The following is a 20402-nucleotide window of genomic DNA, read 5'->3' as shown; positions in this document are numbered from 1 at the left end:
CGTTCAAAACTCCGCGCTGAACCCGATCGAATAACGCACGCCCTCGCGGTATTGCCGGCGCATCACGTCCTCCTGGCCCGGGATTCGGTACACCTCGCGGACGGGTGGATCCAAAAGGTTTTGCGCGCGGAACGTGACCTTCACGCGCGAGCCGATCTTCTGCGAAATGCTGATGCCGACCGACGGCTGTTTCAGCAGCATGATGTCGGGTGTCGCCCCGCTCTCGCCGATCGCCGCGCCGCTCTTCAACATGTCGCCGCGGATCGTGTAGAACCACCCGAAGGACGTCCCCCAGCGCTCGATGTCGTAGAGCAGCTGGAAATTGAAAAGGTATTCCGGCTGCCCCTCCATCGGCCGGCGCTCGCGCGGCGGCAGCCCGTAGGGTGTGAACGCGTTCACCAGCCGCTCCGGCATCTCCACCCAGGAGCGAAGCCGCGCGTAGTTGACCCCTACCCGCAGCGCATCGAACGGCGGCGGCAGAAACTCCATCCGCCGCCGCGCCTCCACCTCGAAGCCCTCGACGCGCCCGCGCGGATAGTTGATCGCCAGCGTGTAGGACTCCGAGAGATACCCGAACGTTTCCTTCTCAATGGGGTCGGTGACGTCCTTGTCGAAGACGCTGAACGCGAGCACGTCGTCCGGTCCTTGAATCCACTCCCAGCGAAGGTCCCGGTTCACGATGTGCGAAATGCGCAGATCCCGGTTGCCGATGAAGGAGTCCCCCTCGATGTAGTCCGGAGTGATCACGGGCGCGATCTCGAGGAACGTCGGGCGCGCGATGGTCTGGCTCCAGTTCAGCCGCAGCGTCATCCCCGGCGCGATGTCCCAGATCGCCCCCCACGACCGCAACCAGTCACTCTGGCTGATCTCGGCAGCGGCCTTCTCTTTCGGTACTCCCTCGATCTGGTAGTAATACGAGATCTCACCGGCCGCGTTGGTGATGTAGTGCGGTACCGGCACCAAAAAGGCGCGCTGCGGATCAATCGTCTCCGAGTCGATCGTGGGGTCCACCCGCATCTCGGTCGTCTCCAGCCGCATGCCCCCGATCAGGCGAAGCTGGCGGCTGACTGGCACCTCGAGACTCCAGAAGCCGGACTGAAAGTGTTGGAGACCCTCGTAGTCGACGTCGTAGAACTTCGGCAGCAGATGCCAACGAAGGCTGTTTTTGTAGTCGCCAATGCCGATCCGGTCGGGCGCGGTGAACACGTCGGTCCACAGCACGTCGAGCGTATTGGTCCGCAGCGTGCGCAGCGCGTTGTCGCGCGCGGTGTCCTCGAGGCCCTTCAGGTAGGCTTGCCCGGCCGGGCTCGCAAACCACGCGGCGCGCGCCGCCTCAAAGGCCCGGCGACCCGCCGGCCCCGGTGGAAAGTCGCTGCGGACTGGGCCGGTATACACCGGCGGCATCTGCGCCCCCATCATGTAGAAAAACGAATTCTGCCGGTAGTGACGACGCGTCCAGTCCTTGCCCAACCCGATGTTCAGCCGGATGTCCTCCTTCGGCCATTCCGCGTTCGGATCGCCAAACCCCATGAACGAGACGTCCCAGTCCGGCACCCGCCAGCCCAGGGGAATGCCGAGCCGAAGGCCGTACTGGGAGTTGATCTCGCGCGTGTTGCGCCAGATGCGGGTACTGCTCTCCTCGTCCGCGCCGGAGGCACCGTCCTGCCGCGGCTGAAACTCGTAGATTCCTCCACCGCGAGGGTGCACCACGTTCCGGAACATCCGCACGTCGGGCTCCTCCTGCTCGGCGGTGTTCCGGCCAACCCCCCAGCCCAGCTCCCATCCCCGCCCACCCTCGGGGCGCTCCCCCCATTTGTGCTCGCCGGTGAACTGCAGAATGTCGATCGGGCGCTCCGTGTAGTGAATGCTCTGAATCTGAGTCCAGACCGGCGTGTTCGTGTCGTGAAACTGTTCGCGAAACGCGGCCCGGTCCGTCACCGCCCGGTTCCGCATCGCGGTGAAGCTGAGCCGATGGGCATCGTCGCGCTCCAGGCCGAGCGTGAGCAGTTCGCTCCACTTCAACTCCTCCGTGCCCACCTCACGGCGAAAGTACGTCAGCTCCCGCGGGTCCGGCCCGCCGCCCTGCATCCGCAGCACATTGTCCGGACCGACGTGCAGCCAGTACTTCTTCGAGTAGGTCAGCGCCGCCAGCGCGCCCATCTGCCAGTTGCCGCCCAGCCCGAACCGCGTGCCGAGCGCGACGTCGTACCCGTGGTTGCCGTCCGGCACGCGCGTGCGCTGAATGCCCATCGCCGGCGCGACCCCGCGCACGATGCGATCCAGCTCGAGATGAACACGATCATGGTCGCGGGGCGACCGAGGCTTTTCCTGGTGGTACGACGCGACCCCCCGGTCCGCCAGCCCATCCTTCTCCATCGTCGCCATGCCCTCGACCATGTCGCGCGCACCGCGGTGACGTCCCCACCGGTTGATGCCGCCGCCCTCGTAGGTGATGTAGCCGGGCTTGCCGCTGACCCGCTGGTTCACCTCGCGCGAGAAACCCACCCGTGCGAATGGCTCCTCCGGCACGCGCACGGTGCGAATGTCCACCCCGCCACCGGTGAAGTCCCCCGGTAGGTCCGGCGTGAAGGTCTTGAAGACGCTGAGGCCCTCCACCGTGCCGGCGGGAAACACGTCCAGATGCACTGCCCGCCGCTTCGGGTCGGCGCTGGGCACGCGCAGGCCGTTGACCGTCGCGCCAACGTAACGGTCTCCCAGCCCGCGCACCGTCGCGTACTTGCCCTCCACCACCGTCGCGCCCACCACCAACCGCAGCGCACCGGCGACGTCGCTGGCGCCGGCGCGGCTCATAATTTCGCGGCTGATCGTGTCCTGCATCGTCAGGCTTTCCTGCCGCAACGTCAGCATGCCCGCCTCGGTCGCGGTGTCCTGCAGATCGAGGTCGCGGACGACGAACTCCTCCATCTCCACCACCTCGCCGCGCAGCTGCACCGTCACGTCCGCCATTGCGCCCGGCATCACCACCACGCCGGTCACCACCTGCCGAACAAAGCCGGGCTTCGAGACCACCACCGTATAGGCGCCCGGCGGCAGATCCGTGATCACAAATCCGCCGTCGCGGTCGGAGAAGGTCTCCCGCGGCGACTCGAGCAGACGTATCGCCGCCTGCGGCACCGGCCCCGCGAAGTCGGCGTCGTACACCACCCCGCGAATGCCCCCGCGAGGAGCGGTGCTCTGTCCCCTCGCAATGGCGACGGTCAATGACGCAAGCAGAGCCATAAGCTCCCGCAGTGTCCGCCTAGCCGCCATGGATCGAGGTGCGCAGCCGGGCCCATGACTCACCAATCTTCGCCGGATCCATCCGACCCCTCACCACCGCCAGCGCAGTCTCCACCGCCGCCATCGCGCGCGGACGCAGATTCGCCAGCTCCACCGTCCCCCGGATCGCACGATCAAACAGCTCCACCGCCAGCGGCTCGTCGCCGGCCAGTGCCGCTGCCGATGCGAGCCGCGCCCAGAGAGCCGGCTGGTCGATTGGCTGCAGCTCCCTTCCGATCTCTGCGCCCACGACCTCCGCGATCCGACGCACCCGTGCCGCCTCACCCACTCGTCCCCACAGCTCCGCAATGCGACCGAGTACGATCAAACGAACCTCCCCTCCGGCCGTCATCCCCAGCCAGCCGTCGCTGATCGGTGCAAGTCGTTCCGCAATCTCCGCGGCCGGCACGCCCACCGCCACCATCGCCTCGAGAATGTCCAGCCGCGCCTCCACCGACTTCCATCCCGGAATTTCACCCGCCGTCCCCCATGCCAGCTCCAGCAGTTGCCGCCGCCGCTCGGGCGCCTCCACCGGCAGTGCCGCCGCATCGCGCAGCGCCGCCGTGAGCTCCACGGCGTCCTCGACCCGCGCGTTCTGCGGCCGCTCTTTCGCCACCGCGACGGCCTCCTCCCAGCGGCCGGCCGCCACCAGCGCAATCACCGCGCTCCCGTGCAGCCGACCGCGGATGTCCGGATCGTGGTCATAGCGCTCGCGCAACACCTTCGCGGGCCCAACGTCCCCCGCATACGCCCGTGCGCGCGCCAGATGTGCACGCACCCGGTCCAGCGGCCAGCCCCGCACGTTCGCCACCTGCTCCTCCGCCTCCGCCAGCAGTCGTGCCGCCTCGCGGGCCTGCCCCCGCCGGGCGTGCTCCGCCGCCAGGTCCGCCAGTAACACCACCGAGCGCCAGTCGCCGACCTGCCGCGCGAGCGCCTCCGCCCGGCGCAGCTCGCCGAGCTCCATCCATCCGCGGACGACCCGTTCGCGGTACTTCGCCCGGTCCGCCGCATCATTCGTGATCGCACTGGCAAACGTCCACGCCGACTCGAGCGCCCGCGCCGAAGGCCCCTCCCCACCACGCTCGCAGCCCGCCGACGCCACCCAGACCGAGACGAGCGCCGCGCGAAAATACACCGGCACCATCGAACAAGCAGGGAAAGACCCGGACATGCGCTCAGAATCCCCTTCCTCTGTCAGGACTCTGCAAGGATCGTTTTACAATTCCATGATGGCACGACGGAGCCAGTGGCGTCGGAACATGAAAGTCACCGCCTGCTTCCCGTCGCAATACCGTCAGCCGGGCGACGTCGCGAAACTCCACCCCGCCGCGCAGACCTTCCACACCGGCGGCCCCGCGACAGTCGAGTCGCGCAAGGCGACCCCGCGACGCCCCGGCGCGGCGTGACCGGGTCGCAGAATGAGAGCCGTCCCGAGGTCGCGGTCGAAAGGAGCCGCCACCCGTGCGTGTCCAGCCCTTGGAAGAGCCGGAGCCAAACGCCTCCGACGATTGGAAACCAGTGCCCGATCAGAATTCGGCCTGAACGGCCTCTGCCGGACCAGCTTCTCCCTCCGACGGTACAGACTGGCTCCCTCTCGCCCCTCTGTACGGCGACCACTCCTGTGCACGCCCGTGGGCTCGCCCGCACGCCGATGCCGCAACTGGAGCTCCCGACGAGAGGCGTGCATGCCTCCGCACTGCTCGCCAAGCAAGACGGGGGGCCCCTTCGGACCCCCCGTCCACAGTGCGTCCGGGAGAGAGACCGGACCTATGGCGCAAGCTGGCTCGACAGCACGCGGTAAATCCGGGGCTCGGTGATCGGCCGCTGGTCCGTGTACTTGTAGTTCTGACCCGTGCCGCTGATGCCCGTCGCGAGGTTCACCCAGCCCATCGTGTTCTCGTTCGTGGTGTACTGAACTGTGTAGGTGGCGCCCACGACGGTCGGGAACTGGATCGTCATGCTGACGAAGGCGTCGTTGATTTCAGGATCGGAGTACTCGCCGTACTGATCGCTTTCAATCAGCCCGAACCGGTTCACCAGTGTCCAGTCCGCCCAGTTCCGTGTGCCGAACGCGCCGATCATGCGCACCGGCGTGAAGAAGCCGTCGGACGGGGGCAACCGACCGGCATTCAGCAACGGGCTGTTCGTCGGCAGCGTCGGATCGAGAAACTCGACCGGCAGATGCGTCGTGCCGCTGATCACGACGGGGTTGTTCGTCGCTCGGACAAAGCTGCGAACCGGCAGGTCGCTGAGGTTCGCCAAATAGGTGTTGCTCAGCGTCGAGTCGGTGAAGAGCGGGTACGAGTAGTGCGCGAGGTTGCCGTCCGTACCGCTGGCGCCCCACGTTGTCGCGAGCTGGTTCGTGTTGACGGGGCAACCGAACGCGACGTTCGTGCCCATGTACCAGAACACGCAGTTCGCGATCTCCAGCCGCCGGCCGCCGCCGTCGTGGGTGTACCACTGGTTCTTCACGTAGTTCTGTTGCGTGAGGTCGGCGGAGTCGTGGGGGTAACCATCGCCCGGATCGCCTTCGATCAGCGCGCAGGCGCCACCGAAGTCCATGATCAGCGAGTTGTACCACCGGCCGCCCGAACCGTCGCGGAAGTGGAACGCGGTATTCGCCCGCCGGTTCGTGAACCGGCCATGGCCGATCAGCGTCGCGTTGTACACCGTCGGAACGGAAGGCGGCTGCGGCCCCGGCTGATCGAAGGCACCATCCATCTCCGCGCCCTTGTCCGAACGCTCGCTGGTGGTCGCCAGCACGCCCTGCACGCGCAGCACAAACTGGATCTTGCCGCGGTAACCCTCATCCCAGTCGATGCCGTCGTCGCCGTCCGCCCAAGCGACGAGGTACTTCAGGTTGCAGGTACCGCCGAAGAACTCGAACGCATCGTCCGCGTTGTTGAACACCTCGATGTGATGAAGCTTCGTCGCCCGACCCACCGCGCCGCAGGTGAGGCCGTTCACCTCGTTGTTGGCGCCCAGCACGAACGCGCCGTAGCGGATCTGCACGAAGCGCACTTCGCCGCTGTCGTCGTCATCGTCGCCACCACCATACCGGCCGTAGACGCCGTAGGGCTGCAGCCCCTCGATCTGATAGTCAATCGAGGGATGCGGCGAGTAGTACGTCGGCTCCGCCGCCGCGGTGGCGATGTACGTGCGCCCGAGCAGGATCAGACCGCCCCACTGCTTCGTGATGCCATTGTAGGGGTTGTTCCACGGCGGAGTCCCGTTGGTGTAGGCCGGCGGCACGAAATGGTTGTCGCCCATCGCGGTCATCACGATCGGCGCCTCGCGCGTGCCGAGCATCCGGATCTTCGAGCCCCGCGCCACCACCAGCGTGCCGGGCTGCTGCGGCGCGGGGTTCGTGCCGCGGATCAGCGTGCCGGCCTGTACGGTGAGAATCGCGCCGTCGCGCACAAAGATCGGGCCGCGCACAATGTACTCGTTGTTCGACGTCCACGTCACGTCCGTTGTGATGTCGTTGGACACGATGATCGTCGCGGCGTCCGCGGCGCCCGCCGCCGCCACCGCTGTGCCCACCATCAAAGCTCGTAGGTTCGTCCTCATCGCTTCTCCTCACCTCGTTCCGTCGCCCGCGGACCCGGCTGCGCCGCCCGGCGCAACCGCCAGCTCAGCAGCCCCTCTTCGGTGCTCCCGGCTGGTGCTGGGCCCATGCCCGGTCCGACGCGGCTGACTGTGCGCGGCGCCTGTTGCGGGGTGGTGAGTGGTCGGACTTTTTTCCGTTCGAACTGTGTTTGGCAGGGCTGAGCGATTTGCAATGAAACCGTGTGCTCGATGCACGCGGAAGTCGCCCGCCGTTCCAGCGCAACGGGATCGGACTTGCGAATCTTCCGGGCCGCCGGTCAGCCAGCCGGCCGTGCGCCCAGCGCGGCGAGCGCCGGCTCGAGCGCAAAGCGCAGGTACATCGGCCAGGTGCCGCGCCCTTGGGCCTGCTCCAGCGCGGCTTTCATCGCGTCCGCGGCGGGGACGGCGGCCCTTCCCAGCAGTTGCAACAGGCGCGCCGCATGCAGCGCTTCCCGCAGGTCATCCGCGACCACTCCATCGGCCAGCATACCCAGAGCCTCGGCGACCCCCCATCCCTCCACCAGCGCGGCCGCCGCCTCGAGGCGCACTGGCGCACAATCCCGCAGCAGGCGGCTCAGTTGCGCTCGGACTGCCTCCGCCCGTGACCCAGTCGAGCGAAGCCCCACAACTGCCCACCATCGCACGGCGGGATCCACGTCCCGCAGCCGCTCGATCACCATCCGCTCCGCCTCCGGCCGCCCGGAGCCCTCTGCGGTCTCCAGCACGCGTTCGAACGGCCCGGTCGCCGGATCGGCCGCCCTCTCCCCCCGGCGCCACCCCTCCTGCCGCAAGCAGACCGAGCCGCCACTCGGGCATAAACCCCCGCTCTCGAATCTGCCGCAAATGGTCCTGCAGCATCGCGCGTAGACGTTGCAGCGTGGGGACGCGGTCGGGGTCGTTCGCGAGATTTGGCAACTGCCAGGGGTCCACCTCGCAGTCATAGAGCTCCTCAGGAGCCTTCCGAGGCGCGGTCCAGGAGTGTGCCGTTCCCCCCGTTTGGGCGAGCTGCAAATTTCCCGGCGCAACTCCGCCTGATCCCAATACCCCACCGGCGCCGGCCACACAGGTTTGCGGCATGTAATCGCGAACGGACAACCATCGGCGGTCGCGCACCGAGCGGCTGAGATCCAAAGCCTCGTCCACACAGTCCCGCACACCGAACGCCGCGGCCCGGCCTACACTGGCGTGCGGGCCGAGAAACGGCGACCCGTGCGGGTTGCACGGGGGCGGCACCCCCGTAGGGGCTCAGCGGCGGAATACGAACCAGGAGCGGCACCTGCAGCCCTGTGTCGTACAGCATCCGTTTACCCCGTGGGACACCTTGCCTGTGATCCGAATCAAAGATCACGATCGTCGAGTCCGCGAGGCCGTTGCGGCCGAGCCGATCCAAAATCTCCCTCACCCGACGATTCATCGCCGTGATGCAGTCGTACATGCGCGCGAGCTCCGCGCGTACCCGCGGCGAATCGCGATGCTGGATAGAACGGCGGCACGCGGGCCGACGCCGGATCGTGCCGTTCCAACGGCGCCAGCCGCGCACCGATCGTCCGCTCAAGTTCCTCCCGCGGCGCGACGTTGGTGGGCCCCTGATGCGTTTCCGTGAGATGGATCACCGCAAAAAACGGCCGACCGAGAGGGGCGGGACCGCCAGTCGGCCCAACCGCTGCACTCGTCCCACGCCGTGCGGACCGATTCCGGCTCCTACGCGCTGTTGTAGTCCGCCTTCACGTTGTTCGTGCAGTGATCGCCGGCCGCGCAGCAGTTCGGGGAACAGGCGGGCGGTGCACGGTGCCGGATTGGCGGAGCGCAGAGGACAGGTGCCCGCCGTGTGGGCGTACAGCCTGAGATGGTTGTGAAGCGGGCGCGCGCAGAGACCGGTGCGGTCGCGAAGGGCCGCGTGGAGTGCACGTTCTCCCGAGCCAGCCAGTCGAGATCCGGCGTGCGCGCATACGGGTCGCCGCAGAACCCGAGCCACGGCGACATGTCCTCACAGGTGATCCACAGCAGATTCGGCCGCGCGCGGGGGTCCAGACCGGCCTGCGGCCATGCGCGCGCCGCGCCTATCGCGCCCATGCACCCGAGAAACGCGCGCCGGCTCCACCGCCGCGCGCCTCGCGGCGTCTGTTCATGGCGCATTCCCCCCGCCCGTGCTCGCTATTGGCGACGCTCGCCGGCGCTCGGACCAGCGCCATGCGGGCACACCGAGCGCCGCGATCGCGACGGCGCCCAGCGCCGTCCATGGCCGATACAGCGCCGCGCGCCAGATCAGAAACGCACATGCGGCGGCGAACGTGGCGGTGGTCCACGGATGCCCCCAGCGCGGAACCGCCGCCCAGCGCGTCGGCTCCCGCCGTCGCAGCCGCGGCAACGCGAGCGCGGTCGCCAGTTGGAACGAGTATACCGGCACCGCCGTGTACAGCAGCACTTCGACAAATGAACCCAGCACCAGTACCAACCCCAGTGCCATCGCCCCTTGCAGCAGGAGCGCCCGGACCGGCGTGTGGGTGCGCGGCGACCACCTAGCCAGCGGCGCCAGCAGCGCATGGTCACCGCCGGCGGCCGCCGGGATGCGCGCGCCGGTAAAAATCAGCCCGTGCACCGCGCCCAGCGCGGACACCGCGATCAGGGCGGACACCCATCCACCCGCACCGGGCCGTGCGCGCTCGACCGCGGCCGCGGCGACCGCCTCCGCGGTCGCGACGCCCGCGTGCCCGCCCAGCGCCCGCAAGAAGCCGGCGTTGGCCAACACGTAGAGCGCTGCGACACCCCCCAGCCCCCCCGCCAGCGCCCGCGGCACCGATCGCGCCGGCTCGCGCACTTCGGCGGCGACGTACGCGATCTCGTTCCAGCCCCCGTACGTGAACAGCACCAGAATCAGCGCCACCGCGGTCGGCAGCCGCGGCGCCGCGGAAGTAACCTCGCGCACCGGCGGCGCCGCCCAGGCGAGCACCGCCACCGCGATCAGCCCCAGCACCTTCACCGCGGTGAGCACGTTCTGCGCCCGTACGCCGGCCCGCACTCCGGCCGCATGCACCGCCGTCAGCAGCCCAATCGCTCCCGCCGCCAACACCGACGGCGGCACGTCACTTCCCGGCCACAGCCCGCGCGCCAGCGCCGAGGCGTACGTCGCAAACGCGAACGCCATCACCGCAATGTCGCCCGGCCGCACCACCACCGTCAGCAGCCACGCAAACAAAAACCCCGCCCACCGTCCGTACGCCCGCGTCAGGTAGGCGTAGTCGCCGCCCGCCGCCTCCGGAAGCGCGGCCGCCAGCTGCGCATACACCGTGGCGCCGCACCACGACAGCGCCGCGCCCGCCACCCACAGCCCCAGCATCGCCGCGCCGCTGGGGGTACCGCGCGCCACATCCGGCGCCACCTGGAAGATGCCGACGCCAATAATCACACCCACGATCAGCGCCGCCGCGTCGGCCGGCGACAGCTCTCGGCGCGTCGGTGCCGGCATCTCAGCGCTTCTTCATCGTGATCCCGATGCCGGATGTCGTCAGATTGATGAACACCGTCTCCAGCGCGGGGTTCGTCGTGATCGCCTGCACGTAGGGTGGATGCGCCATCCGCTCGTCCATGTTGTGCGCGACGATCAGTCCTCCGGGGCGAACCAGCGGCAGCAGCTTCTCCAAATAGTCAATGTAGCCCTCCTTGTCCGCATCGAGAAACAGCAGATCGATCGGATCCCGCAAGCGCTTCACAGTCTCATGCGCATCGCCCTCGATCAGCGTCACAATGTTCGATACGCCCGCCCGAGCAAAGTTCTCCCTCGCGCGCGCCGCCCGGCCAGCGTCAATCTCGAACGTTGTCAGCCGACCGCCGGTGGACTGCAACCCCAGCGCAATCCACAGTCCTGAGTAGCCCACTGACGTGCCGATCTCGACCACATGCTTCGCCCCGATCGCCTCGGTGAGCAAACGCAGGATCCGCCCGTCGTCCGGCGGCACGCTCATGCTGCCGCGCCGCTGGTTGCGAAACACATCCTCGAGTACCTCAAGCACTTTCGCTTCGGCGGGCGAGTTCGGCAGCGTCGTCGCCCGAAACTCCACGCGCGGGCGCATCGGCGGTGGCGGCCGAACCGGCTGCTGCGCGCCGGCACCCAACGTGACGGCCGCCATCGTCACAAACGAGGGAAACCAGAATGTCGTCTTCATGTGTACCTCCGTGTGGTGGCGATGCTCGCGCCAATCGCTCCCCGGTGCAAGCAGGCCGCAGGGCATGCCGGCGCCGTCTCACCCGTCCGCGAGCGCCGCAGCCGTCCCGTTAGGGCCCGGGTGCGGTACGCGGATGGCTTTGCGCGAATCCACACGTCGGCGTTTTCGAGCGCGCACCTCCAACGGCACAATCGTAACCCCCTGCGGATTGATCGTCTGCGCGGTGTCGGAAAGATCGCGCAGCTCGATCCCTTCCGGCGACAGCGGCGGCACGTCCGCAGTGAAAAACGCGGTGCACCACCAGCGTCCCCACGCGTCCTGAAATGGTGTTTCATGGTCGAGGAAACGTCCGACCAGCCGCCCGGGGCCCGTACAGGCCGGTGAGTCGCTTCACGACCGCGAAGCACAGGTTGTGGCCGGTGGACCAGCCCGTGCCGAACAACACGTATCGGCCGAAGATTTTGCGGATCATGCACCCTTCGTGACCAAGTCGCGGTTTGCCGCCGCCCGGTCCGATCGGCGCCGGCGGCGAGGCGAACCCGCGCCAGTCCGGCCGCAGCGGAGCGATTTGTGTCGCGCCCCAGACCAGCCACCCTACGCCATCGTCATCGCGAAACAGAAATGGATCATGCCGCTGACCGATCGCAAAGCCGATCGGATGGTGCCAAGGACCGCGCAGCTCCGCGCCCGCGCTGAGCGCGAGGTCCGCACCGCGCACCGGATGCGGACTCGTAAACACCAGCGCCCACCGCTCATTCACCCAATGCAGCTCCGGCGCCCACCGCCGCCAGCTCTCCCGCGGCGCCGCTTCGAACGCATCGCGCTGCTCCGCAAACCCAACGCCGTCGGTCAACGCATACACCGCGCCGAGCGTCTCCCAGGCGATCAAATCGCGGCTGCGCCACACCTGCACCTGCCAGCCGGCGCCCGACTCGTCCAACAGCCCGCGGCTGTACGGATCTCGCTGCTCGAGCGGGTCGCCGGGACGGAAGATGGTGCCGGTCAATACCACCACCCGTCCGGGCCGCGCGTGATGTCGGGGTCCCGGATCCCCCCTTCCTTGGTCAGCACGGCGCGGTCGTGGTTTCGCAGCGTAGCGGCAATCACGTCCGGCGGATTCGCCGGTCGCGGCGACACCCGGCGTGCCCCAAGGCCGGATAGCGCTCAAGGATCCGCCGCAGCTCCCGAACCAACTCGGGTCGGGCGTCGGCCAGATTTTCGGTTTGCCCCGGCTCCCCCTCCAGATCGTAGCGCTCCAGCTCCGCTTGCGCGGGCGGATCTTCCACCCGTCGCCACTCGACCAGCCGGTGGCGCTCGGTGCGGATCGCACGTCCGAGCACTGGCCCGCGCAGGAACACGTGCAGCATGTGATCGCGCACCCGGGCGCACGGATCACGCAGCACCGGCAGCAGGCTCACACCGTCGCGCGGCTGCGGACCGCGCGGCAACGGCAACCCCGATATCTCGCCCAGCCTCACAAATCGGTCCACCGCCCCCGTCGTCTGCCGCGTCACGGTGCCCGGCCGCGTGACCCCCGGCCCGACGATGATCACCAGAACGCCCGCGTCTTGCTCGTAATTGGTGTGCTTCGTCGAAAAGCCGTGACCACCGAGTGAACGCCATTCTCGCCCCAAAGCACGATGACCGTTTCCGCCGCAAGCCCCGCCCGCTCCACCGCGGCCAGCACGCGACCGATGTGCGCGTCCACAAACGCAATGCTCGCGCAGGACCCGTGGATCCGTCATTGTTCCGCCTCCGGGGTGACGCCAACGTCGGTGCCGATCGGTTCGTAGTTCTCGATCTCGCCTGACGGCCGGCCCGCAATCGCGGGCGCACCGCGCAGCAGCGCGTGCGTGGTGGGGCGCGGCAGCTTCGTCGGGTCCACCATTTGCCAGTAGCGACGAGGCAACGCGAACGGCAGGTGTGGACGCACGAGCCCGACGGCGAGAAACGCGCGCGTGCGGTCGCGTCGCGCCCGCTCTGCCGCCACCTCCCACCACCGCACCGCTTCGGCCGCAATGCGGGCGTCGGCATGGGCCTCGTCCGGCACGTCCGGCGCCTCCCAGGCCGGCCCTCGAGGCAGCTCACCGATGCGAGAGCGCTCGCGGTTTTCAAAAAGCGCCGCCTCCCGCGTCAGCAGGCTGGCCGCCGTCGCGCTGTCCACGTACTCGATCAGGCGATCGTGCAGCGGCGGAACGCTGAACGAGGCCGGACCGCCTTCGTTGCCATGCCCGACGTGAAACACCTTGCCGAGCGACTTGGTCCGATAACGGCCGTACCGCGCAAAGTGCTGCGGCCGCGTCACCGCGCCCGGAAACAGCGATCGCAGCCTGCGCCCCAGCCCGTAGAGCCCCCTCGAGGTCGAGTGCGCGCTGAGCATCAGGTGGAACCGCGATGGCGCGCAGAGCGCCGCGTGACAGTACGCCCGCTCGAACCGTCGCCCACGGGCCGCGAGGAACTCCACGTGCGGTGTCACCGCGGCCAGATCGCCGTAGCAGCCCAGCGCGGGTTTCAAATCGTCCGCCAGAATCAATAGCACGTGCGGCGGCGCTGGCGCGGCGTTCGTGCGGACCGCGAACCACATCGCCACCAGTGCCCCCACGTCCGCCGGCTCGTCGTCGTCCACCTCATCGCCGCTTCCCCTCCGGCCGCCCCTTCCTTCCGGCGCGCCCGGCCCACCCCGCGGTTCACTCGCCGCCGGCCGCAGCCGCGTAGTCCGCGCGCAGCTCCGGAAAGGGCGAGAGCACCCGCTCCAGCACCCCGTGCAGATGCGCAATGCAGACGCCGTAGTTCGTGATCGCGATCCGCTCCCGCACAGCCCGGTCAAGACGGTTCAACATCTCACGCCGGGTCAGCATGCAAGCGCCGCAGTGGATGATCAACCGCACACCGCCGAGGTCCTGGGGGTAGTCACGCCCGGCAACCACCTCGATCCGCAAATCGCGACCGGTATACTGCCGCAGCCAGCGGGGAATCTTCACCCGCCCGATGTCGTCCTCCAGCGCATGATGGCTGCAGGCCTCCGCGATCAGCACGCGATCGCCGTCCTTCAGCCGATCCACCGCGCGCACTCCGCGGACCGCGGCGGCCAGATCGCCCTTCAGTCGCGTGAAGAGAATGGAAAACGTGGTACAGCGCACCTCCGGCGGCGTGTCCGCGACGACCTTCATCACCACTTGCGAATCGCACACCACCAGATCCGGCGCGCTGGCCAGCCGGCGCAGCAGCGCGGCGTATTCCCGTTCCTTCACCACCAGCCCCGCCGCGTCATGGTCGAGCAGATCCCGAAGCGCCTGCACCTGCGGTAGGATCAGCCGTCCCTTCGGCGCCTGCAGATCGATCGGCACCACCAGCACCGCCAGCCCACCCGGCGGCACCAAGTCTCCCAAAAGCGGTGGCGTGCGCGTTCGCTCTGGCGGCAGCGCCCGCTCGATCGCCCGCTTCAGCTCCTCCAGCCGCTCATCGCGGTCCTCCGTGCGGACCGCACTGAGCACCACCACTGCCGCGCACCGTCGCCGCAGCTCCGCCACAAACGCCGCCGACGGCGCGCGAACGTCGGACTTGTTCACCACCGCGACCACCGGCAGCGCCCGCGCGCGCGACTCCGCGACGACCTCCTCCTCGAACCCCGTCCAGACCTCCGACTCCACCACCAGCAGCACCACCTCCGCCCGGTCGAGCACCTTCCGCGCTCGCTCGATGCGCAGCGCGCCGAGCTCCGAGCGGTCGTCGAGTCCGCCGGTGTCCAGCAGCGTGACCGGTCCCAGCGGCAGCAGCTCGATCGGCTTGGCGACCACGTCGGTGGTCGTGCCGGGCAGCGGCGAGACGATGGAAACCGGCTGGCCCGCGATCCAGTTCACGAGGCTCGACTTGCCGACGTTCGCGCGGCCGAACACTCCGATCTGCAGCCGCAGACCTGTGGGCACCCCACTCATTCGCTCGACCGGCGGCCGGCGGGCGCCAGCAGGCGCGCGGGCGATAGCGCCTCCGCCACCGTCGCCTCGCCCAGCCGCGCGATCAATGCCGCTCGCACGTCCGCGACACCCTCCCGCCGCAGTTCCAGCGCCAACTCCTCTGCACGACGGTAACCGAGCGCCGGCACCAGCGCCGCGACCAGCGCCGGACTGCGGTCCAGTCGGCGGCGACACTCGGCCTCGTCCGCCTCGATCTCCCGGACGTGCGTCGCCATCACCCGCGCCGCCGCCCCGACCAGATCCGCCGCCTCCAACCACGCGTCCGCGAGCGCCGGCATGAACTCGTTGATCCGCTCCGACCCCTGCGCCGCATATTCCCCCACCAGGCCGCAGAGCGCCGCCGCGCGCGTCGCCGCGGAAATCACCGCCTCCGGAATGACCGGGTTCACCTTCCCCGGCATCAGCGACGACCCCACCTGCCGCGGCGGCAGCCGCAGCTCGCCAGCGAAATGACGAATGCGCAAATCGCGCGCCATCTTGCCCAGATTCGCGGCACCCGCGGCGATCATGCCGGCGGTCTCGACGAGGCTGTCCACGTTCGACGTGCCGTCCATGCCGTTCTCCGCGCGCGTCAGCCCGTAGCCGGTGAGCTCCCGCAAACGTTCCACAACGAGAAACACGTAGTCCCGCGGCGCGCCGAGCCCCGTGCCCACCGCAGTGCCGCCGAGGTTAATGACCCGCAGCCGTTCCTCGCTCTTGAACGCCCGCCAGCGGTCGCGCGCAAACGCGTCCGCATACGCACCGAACTCCGCGCCCAGCACCACCGGCACCGCCTCCTGCCACTCCGTGCGCCCGATCGCTACAATGCCGGCGAACGCCCGCTCCCGGTCCTGCGCAGCGCCCTGCACCGCCTCAAACGCAGCGCTCAGCGAGCGGGCCGCTGCGATGGCTGCCAACCGTACCGCGGTCGGTACCACGTCGTTGGTGGACTGGTGCAGGTTCACGTGCTCGATCGGATGCACCGTCGCGTAGTCGCCCCTCGGTCGACCGAGCCGCTCCAGCGCCAGGTTCGCGAGCACTTCGTTCATGTTCATGTTCAGCGAGGTGCCCGCCCCTCCCTGCAGCGCGTCCACAGGGAACTGGTCCGCCCAACGGCCCTCCGCAATCTCGTCACACGCCGCCGCAATCGCGTCCGCAACCACGGCATCGAGATCGCCAAGCTCGCGGTGGGCGAGCGCGGCCGCCTTTTTCACTAGCGCGAGACCCCGAACAATGCCGGGGTGAACTCGGCGACCGGACAACGGAAAGTTCCGGATCGCACGAGCGGTGTGGATGCCCCAGAGCACATCGGCCGGCACCGGCAGTTCACCCAGCGCATCTCGCTCGATCCGCCACGCCGGATTGGCGATTTCTTCCCGCAGCATATCGCCAACCTACCACAGCCCATCCAGCCTCGCGACCCCCCCCTCCCGCCCCTTCGCCCCTGGCGACGCGATGCGCAGTTCTCCCGGGCCACCTGTGGGTCGCCCACAAACGGTCACACCGGGCACCCGGCCTCCGGTGCCCGCCGGTTTCCAGGGAGCACCGATGACACGGCGCCATCCAGAGTGTGGCGACCTCACGCGATTCGCTCCAATCTTTGGATCACACCGCCGCATCGAGCTCCAACCGTTGGACCGCCCAGCGCACGTCGCCTCGCGTCTTGCCACCCGCCCGCCGAACGCAGAGGATGACCCACCCATGAAGGAGCCCCGCGATCTTCTGCACCGGCCCGCCGGCCTGCTTGAGATTGCGCGCGTCGCCGCCCCCTTGGCGGTCGGAACCCTCTCGCTGGCGTTGATGCAGTTCTTCGACCGTCTGTTTCTCGCCGGCCACAGCGATGCCGCGATCCGCGCCGCGCTACCGGCGGGGATCCTCGCCTTCACGATGATGAGCGGCCTGATCGGTCTGGTCGCCTACGGGGGTACCCTCGTCGCGCACGCGCACGGCGCCGGCGACCGACGGCTCTGCGCGCGGGCCGCCGGTCAGGCGGTCCTGCTGGCACTGGCGCTCTGGCCGCTGTTGTGGCTGACACGGCCGCTCGGCCATGCGATCCTCCGGCGCAGCGGCCACGGCGCGGACGTGTTGCCGCTGGAACTGGCCTATTTCGACGTGCTGATCGCCGGCGGCCTCGGTCCGCTCCTCACGCACGCCTTCGCCGGTTTCTTCAGCGGCCGCGGTGACACTCGCACCACGATGTGGGCGCATCTCAGCAGCAATCTGCTCAACATCGGCCTCGACTGGGTGCTGATCTTCGGTCGGTTCGGTTTGCCCGCGATGGGCATCCACGGCGCAGCGATCGCCACCGTGATCTCTGGTTTTGTCAGCGCGGGCGTGCTCGCCGCCCGCTTTTTTTCGCCCGCCCATCTCCGAGACTACCACACCCACCGCGCACTCCGGCCGGACCTCCGCCTGCTGGGGCGGCTGCTCCGGTTCGGCGTACCCGCGGGCCTGCACATGTGGCTGGACCTGACCTCGTTCACGTTCTTCGTGCTCCTCACCGGGCGGTTCGGTGCCGCGGAGCACGCCGCCAGCAACATCGCGCTCGCCATCAACTCGCTCGCGTTCATGCCGACGCTCGCCATCGGACAGGCCGCCACCATCGTCGTGGGCCAGTACCAGGGCCGCGGCCGCCCGGACCTCGCCCGCCGGGCCGGCTGGAACGCACTCGCCATGGCCGCCGGCTACATGGGGGCGGTCGGTCTCTCCTACGTGCTGGCGCCGGAGATGTACATCGCCGTATTCACCGACCGCGGCCGCGGCGCGGTGCCCCACGCGGCGGTCGCACCGATCGCACGGCGGCTGCTCACAATGCTGGCGGTCTGGAGCACTGGCGACGCGGCGGACCTTGCGATCGCGGGCGCATTGAAGGGCGCCGGCGACACCCGCTTCGTGATGACCTTCTCGCTGCTGATGGCCTACGGCGTGTTTGTCGGTGGATTGCTGGTGATCGTCGGTGTGTTCGGCGGCGGCTTGATGGCCGCATGGCTTTGGTGTTGCGTGTACATTCTGGTGATGGGCGTCGGATATATCGCACGATTTCTCGGCGGGCGTTGGAGCTCGATCCGGGTGCTGCCGCATGACGGCGCCACGCCAGACGGAGTCGCGCCGTGCTGAGAAAGCCTGCTCGCCCGATCGCGTCGTTCGCGCTCGCGGCGATCACGGTGGCCGGCTGCGCGCGGCGCGGCCCGCCCCCGGAACCGGCCGCGCTGGACGGCGCGCGCGCGTTCGCGGAGACCGCCGCCTTCGTCGCGCTCGGCCCCAAAGCCGCTGGCACCGACGGCGCCGCACGCGCCGCCGCCTGGCTCCGCGACCGCCTCGAGGCGCTCGGCTGGACCGTGGAAGTGGACCAGTTCACCGAACCCGCGGCCGGCCGCCCGACGACTTTCCGCAACATCGTGGGCCGGCGACCCGGCGCGAAGCCCGACATTGTCATCTTCGGTGCGCACTACGACACAAAGGACGGCATTCCCGGGTTTCAGGGCGCGAACGACTCCGGCTCGGGCGTCGGTGTGCTGCTCGAGATCGCGCGCGCCGGCGCCGCGTGGCGATGGCCGTGCGAGCCGTGGCTGGTGTTTTTCGACGGCGAAGAGTGCCGCGTCGCCTACGGCCCGGCCGATGGACTGCACGGAAGCCGGCGACTCGCCGCCCGCCTTGTGCGCGAACGCCTCCACCGGCGCGTGCGCGCGGTGATCATCGTGGACATGGTCGGCGACCGTGACCTGGGCTTCACACTCCCCCGCAACAGTTCGCCTGAACTGGCCGGCGCACTGATGCGCGCTGCTGAGCGGCTCGGCGTGCGCGATCTGCTCCGGCTCGCGCCGGGGCCAATCCTCGACGACCACGTCCCCTTTCTCGAAGCCGGGATGCCCGCGGTCGACCTGATTGATTTCGAATATGGCTCCGCTCCCGGCCGGAACGACTACTGGCACACACCGCAAGATACGCTCGACCGGCTCTCGCCGCGCAGCCTCGAAATCGCCGCTCGCCTCGCGCTGGCGACCGCGTTGGACGCCCTCGCCCGGGCTCCAGCGGAACACGGTCAATCCCGCTGAACGCGACCGAACGCCGACCCTCCCCCCACTCCTGATTCCGATCGGCGCCGCGGGGAACCTCACACAATCCCGGCGAGCTCGATCAAATACATCTGGCGCCCGTCCCCTCCGTGCGCAGAGTCGATGCAGACCCGGCGTCCGTCACGGCTGCTGCGCGGATGAAGATCGCAACGCCACTCGCCCTCGTACACCTCCGGGGAAGGAAACCGACCCAACACAAGCCGGCGGCCGCTGGGGACGTGGACCACATAGAGGGCCTGTTCGCGTCCGCGCCGGCGGTCTGGGTACGTGTCGCAAAGAATCCACTCGTTCCGCCGTCCCGGCAGATAGGTACAGTGGCCGTCGACCTTCAGCATCCCGGCCACCGGTGCCGCCTCGCGCGTACGATCTTGAAACACTTGGAACGCCCACTGCCTCGCCTCGTCGCCCACTCCCGCATACGCCAGAATGTGAAGCGGATCCCTCCAGACGAAGTGCGACACCTTTCCGTTCGGGATCAGCACATGGAGGTCGCGCCCCTCGGCCGAGGCGGTGATCATCCGCGTCTTCCACGACGTGCCCTCCGCCGGCGAGCGCCACCGGTGCAAGAACGCGAAGCGAGCGCCGTCCGGCGAAACGAGAAGATGATTGGCCCAGTGCTTCGCGGACGCCGGGAACCCGCCCGGCGGCGGATCCCAGGCGACCATCGCCGCAAAGGAGAGGATCAATGTGGAGCGGCCCGTCTCCAGTTCAACGCGCCAGATGCCGGTGTCGTCTGGCGCGGAAACGTCCGCGCGCGGATCCGGCACTCCCGCGTATCCGTAACCGGGACGCACGTCATGCAACCGGCGGAAGTCCGGCGCCACCGCCCACCGACCGTCGGGCGAGATGGCGTAGACCGGCGATCCGATAACCCGCTCCGCGCCGGTGCGGACATTTCGAATCCGCGCGACGAAGTCATCGCCCTCGCGGTCGTTCCAAATCACCTCATCCGGGTGCCCGGGCCGCCACTGCAGCATGCACCCCTGCTGCCAGTTCCACGCCCGCGTCGAGCCGAGGCGCACCCATCGGTCGCCGTCCTGCAGATCCACCATCCCGAGCTCGATGCGGTCCTCTGCGGTCGGCGAGCGATGCTCGAACGTCACCCGATTGCCCAGCACCAGCCGGCCATCGGTGGAAAACTGCTCCTTGTCGTAGTAACCAAACCAATGAAACCCTGGGCCGCGCGTGATCGGCCGCACCGGCGCGTGACACTCCTCCTCGTCCTTCGGCGTCGCGGCGCGGAGCACGCCCGTGCCCGCCCCCACTCCCGCCACGCACGCCAGCCACTCTCTCCGGCTCCAATCGCGTTTCATCGTCGAACCGCCGCATTCCATCCCGCGTGC

At 68.9% G+C, this 20402-nt stretch carries 17 protein-coding genes and 1 pseudogene; 3 read left to right on the top strand and 15 right to left on the bottom strand.

Translation table 11 applies throughout. The annotated features are described in order from the left end of the window. Positions 1-3 precede the first annotated feature (3 nt). Positions 4-3240 carry a TonB-dependent receptor gene (locus N2652_03320; protein MCX7818229.1) on the bottom strand — a complete coding sequence of 1079 codons (3237 nt, stop codon included), beginning with the start codon at positions 3238-3240 and terminating at the stop codon, positions 4-6. Positions 3241-3259: 19 nt separating this feature from the next. Further along, positions 3260-4450, bottom strand: coding sequence for a hypothetical protein (locus N2652_03315; GenBank protein MCX7818228.1), 1191 nt, complete (start codon positions 4448-4450; stop codon positions 3260-3262). 55 nt (positions 4451-4505) lie between these two features. On the opposite strand from N2652_03315, the gene N2652_03310 reads away from it, so the two are divergent. Beyond that, positions 4506-4685 (top strand): hypothetical protein, encoded by a 180-nt coding sequence (locus tag N2652_03310; GenBank protein MCX7818227.1) that lies wholly within the window; start codon positions 4506-4508, stop codon positions 4683-4685. 361 nt (positions 4686-5046) lie between these two features. On the opposite strand, the gene N2652_03305 is transcribed toward N2652_03310, so the two are convergent. From N2652_03305 to N2652_03250, 12 genes and pseudogenes are all read right to left on the bottom strand, one after another. Then, positions 5047-6849 carry a hypothetical protein gene (locus tag N2652_03305; GenBank protein MCX7818226.1) on the bottom strand — a complete coding sequence of 601 codons (1803 nt, stop codon included), beginning with the start codon at positions 6847-6849 and terminating at the stop codon, positions 5047-5049. 296 nt (positions 6850-7145) lie between these two features. Beyond that, complete coding sequence (locus N2652_03300) at positions 7146-7658, bottom strand: hypothetical protein (GenBank protein MCX7818225.1); 513 nt, start codon at positions 7656-7658, stop codon at positions 7146-7148. A 910-nt stretch (positions 7659-8568) separates the two neighbouring features. Further along, a complete protein-coding gene (locus N2652_03295; protein ID MCX7818224.1) occupies positions 8569-8940 on the bottom strand; it encodes a sulfatase-like hydrolase/transferase in 372 nt (123 codons plus the stop codon). 52 nt (positions 8941-8992) lie between these two features. After that, a complete protein-coding gene (locus N2652_03290; GenBank protein ID MCX7818223.1) occupies positions 8993-10333 on the bottom strand; it encodes an amino acid permease in 1341 nt (446 codons plus the stop codon). Position 10334: 1 nt separating this feature from the next. Further along, positions 10335-11030 (bottom strand): O-methyltransferase, encoded by a 696-nt coding sequence (locus tag N2652_03285; protein MCX7818222.1) that lies wholly within the window; start codon positions 11028-11030, stop codon positions 10335-10337. A 78-nt stretch (positions 11031-11108) separates the two neighbouring features. Beyond that, positions 11109-11303, bottom strand: a complete 195-nt coding sequence (locus tag N2652_03280) for a hypothetical protein (protein ID MCX7818221.1) — start codon at positions 11301-11303, stop codon at positions 11109-11111. 58 nt (positions 11304-11361) lie between these two features. Continuing rightward, positions 11362-12036 carry a family 43 glycosylhydrolase gene (locus tag N2652_03275; GenBank protein ID MCX7818220.1) on the bottom strand — a complete coding sequence of 225 codons (675 nt, stop codon included), beginning with the start codon at positions 12034-12036 and terminating at the stop codon, positions 11362-11364. A 97-nt stretch (positions 12037-12133) separates the two neighbouring features. Then, positions 12134-12583, bottom strand: coding sequence for a hypothetical protein (locus N2652_03270; protein MCX7818219.1), 450 nt, complete (start codon positions 12581-12583; stop codon positions 12134-12136). Then, positions 12580-12705 (bottom strand): hypothetical protein, encoded by a 126-nt coding sequence (locus N2652_03265; GenBank protein ID MCX7818218.1) that lies wholly within the window; start codon positions 12703-12705, stop codon positions 12580-12582. The genes N2652_03270 and N2652_03265 overlap by 4 nt, the downstream gene beginning before the upstream one ends. Positions 12706-12771: 66 nt before the next feature. After that, on the bottom strand, positions 12772-13656 hold the full coding sequence (locus N2652_03260; protein ID MCX7818217.1) for a sulfatase-like hydrolase/transferase: 885 nt from the start codon (positions 13654-13656) through the stop codon (positions 12772-12774). Positions 13657-13717: 61 nt separating this feature from the next. Further along, complete coding sequence (hydF, locus tag N2652_03255) at positions 13718-14965, bottom strand: [FeFe] hydrogenase H-cluster maturation GTPase HydF (GenBank protein MCX7818216.1); 1248 nt, start codon at positions 14963-14965, stop codon at positions 13718-13720. A gap of 392 nt (positions 14966-15357) precedes the next feature. Further along, positions 15358-16368 (bottom strand): annotated as a pseudogene (locus N2652_03250) (lyase family protein). A 316-nt stretch (positions 16369-16684) separates the two neighbouring features. Here N2652_03250 and N2652_03245 point away from each other — a divergent pair. Together N2652_03245 and N2652_03240 are read left to right on the top strand one after the other, a co-directional pair. Then, positions 16685-18100 carry an MATE family efflux transporter gene (locus N2652_03245; protein MCX7818215.1) on the top strand — a complete coding sequence of 472 codons (1416 nt, stop codon included), beginning with the start codon at positions 16685-16687 and terminating at the stop codon, positions 18098-18100. Further along, a complete protein-coding gene (locus N2652_03240; protein MCX7818214.1) occupies positions 18094-19038 on the top strand; it encodes a M28 family peptidase in 945 nt (314 codons plus the stop codon). The genes N2652_03245 and N2652_03240 overlap by 7 nt, the downstream gene beginning before the upstream one ends. 59 nt (positions 19039-19097) lie before the next feature. On the opposite strand, the gene N2652_03235 is transcribed toward N2652_03240, so the two are convergent. Then, complete coding sequence (locus N2652_03235) at positions 19098-20372, bottom strand: hypothetical protein (protein MCX7818213.1); 1275 nt, start codon at positions 20370-20372, stop codon at positions 19098-19100. Between the last annotated feature and the right edge of the window lie 30 nt (positions 20373-20402).

The sequence above is a fragment of the Kiritimatiellia bacterium genome (genome assembly GCA_026417735.1).
GTDB lineage: Bacteria > Verrucomicrobiota > Kiritimatiellia > PWTM01 > PWTM01 > CAACVY01.
The sequence above is the reverse complement of the archived record's forward strand: the minus strand, read 5'-3'. Positions and strand labels throughout refer to the sequence as shown.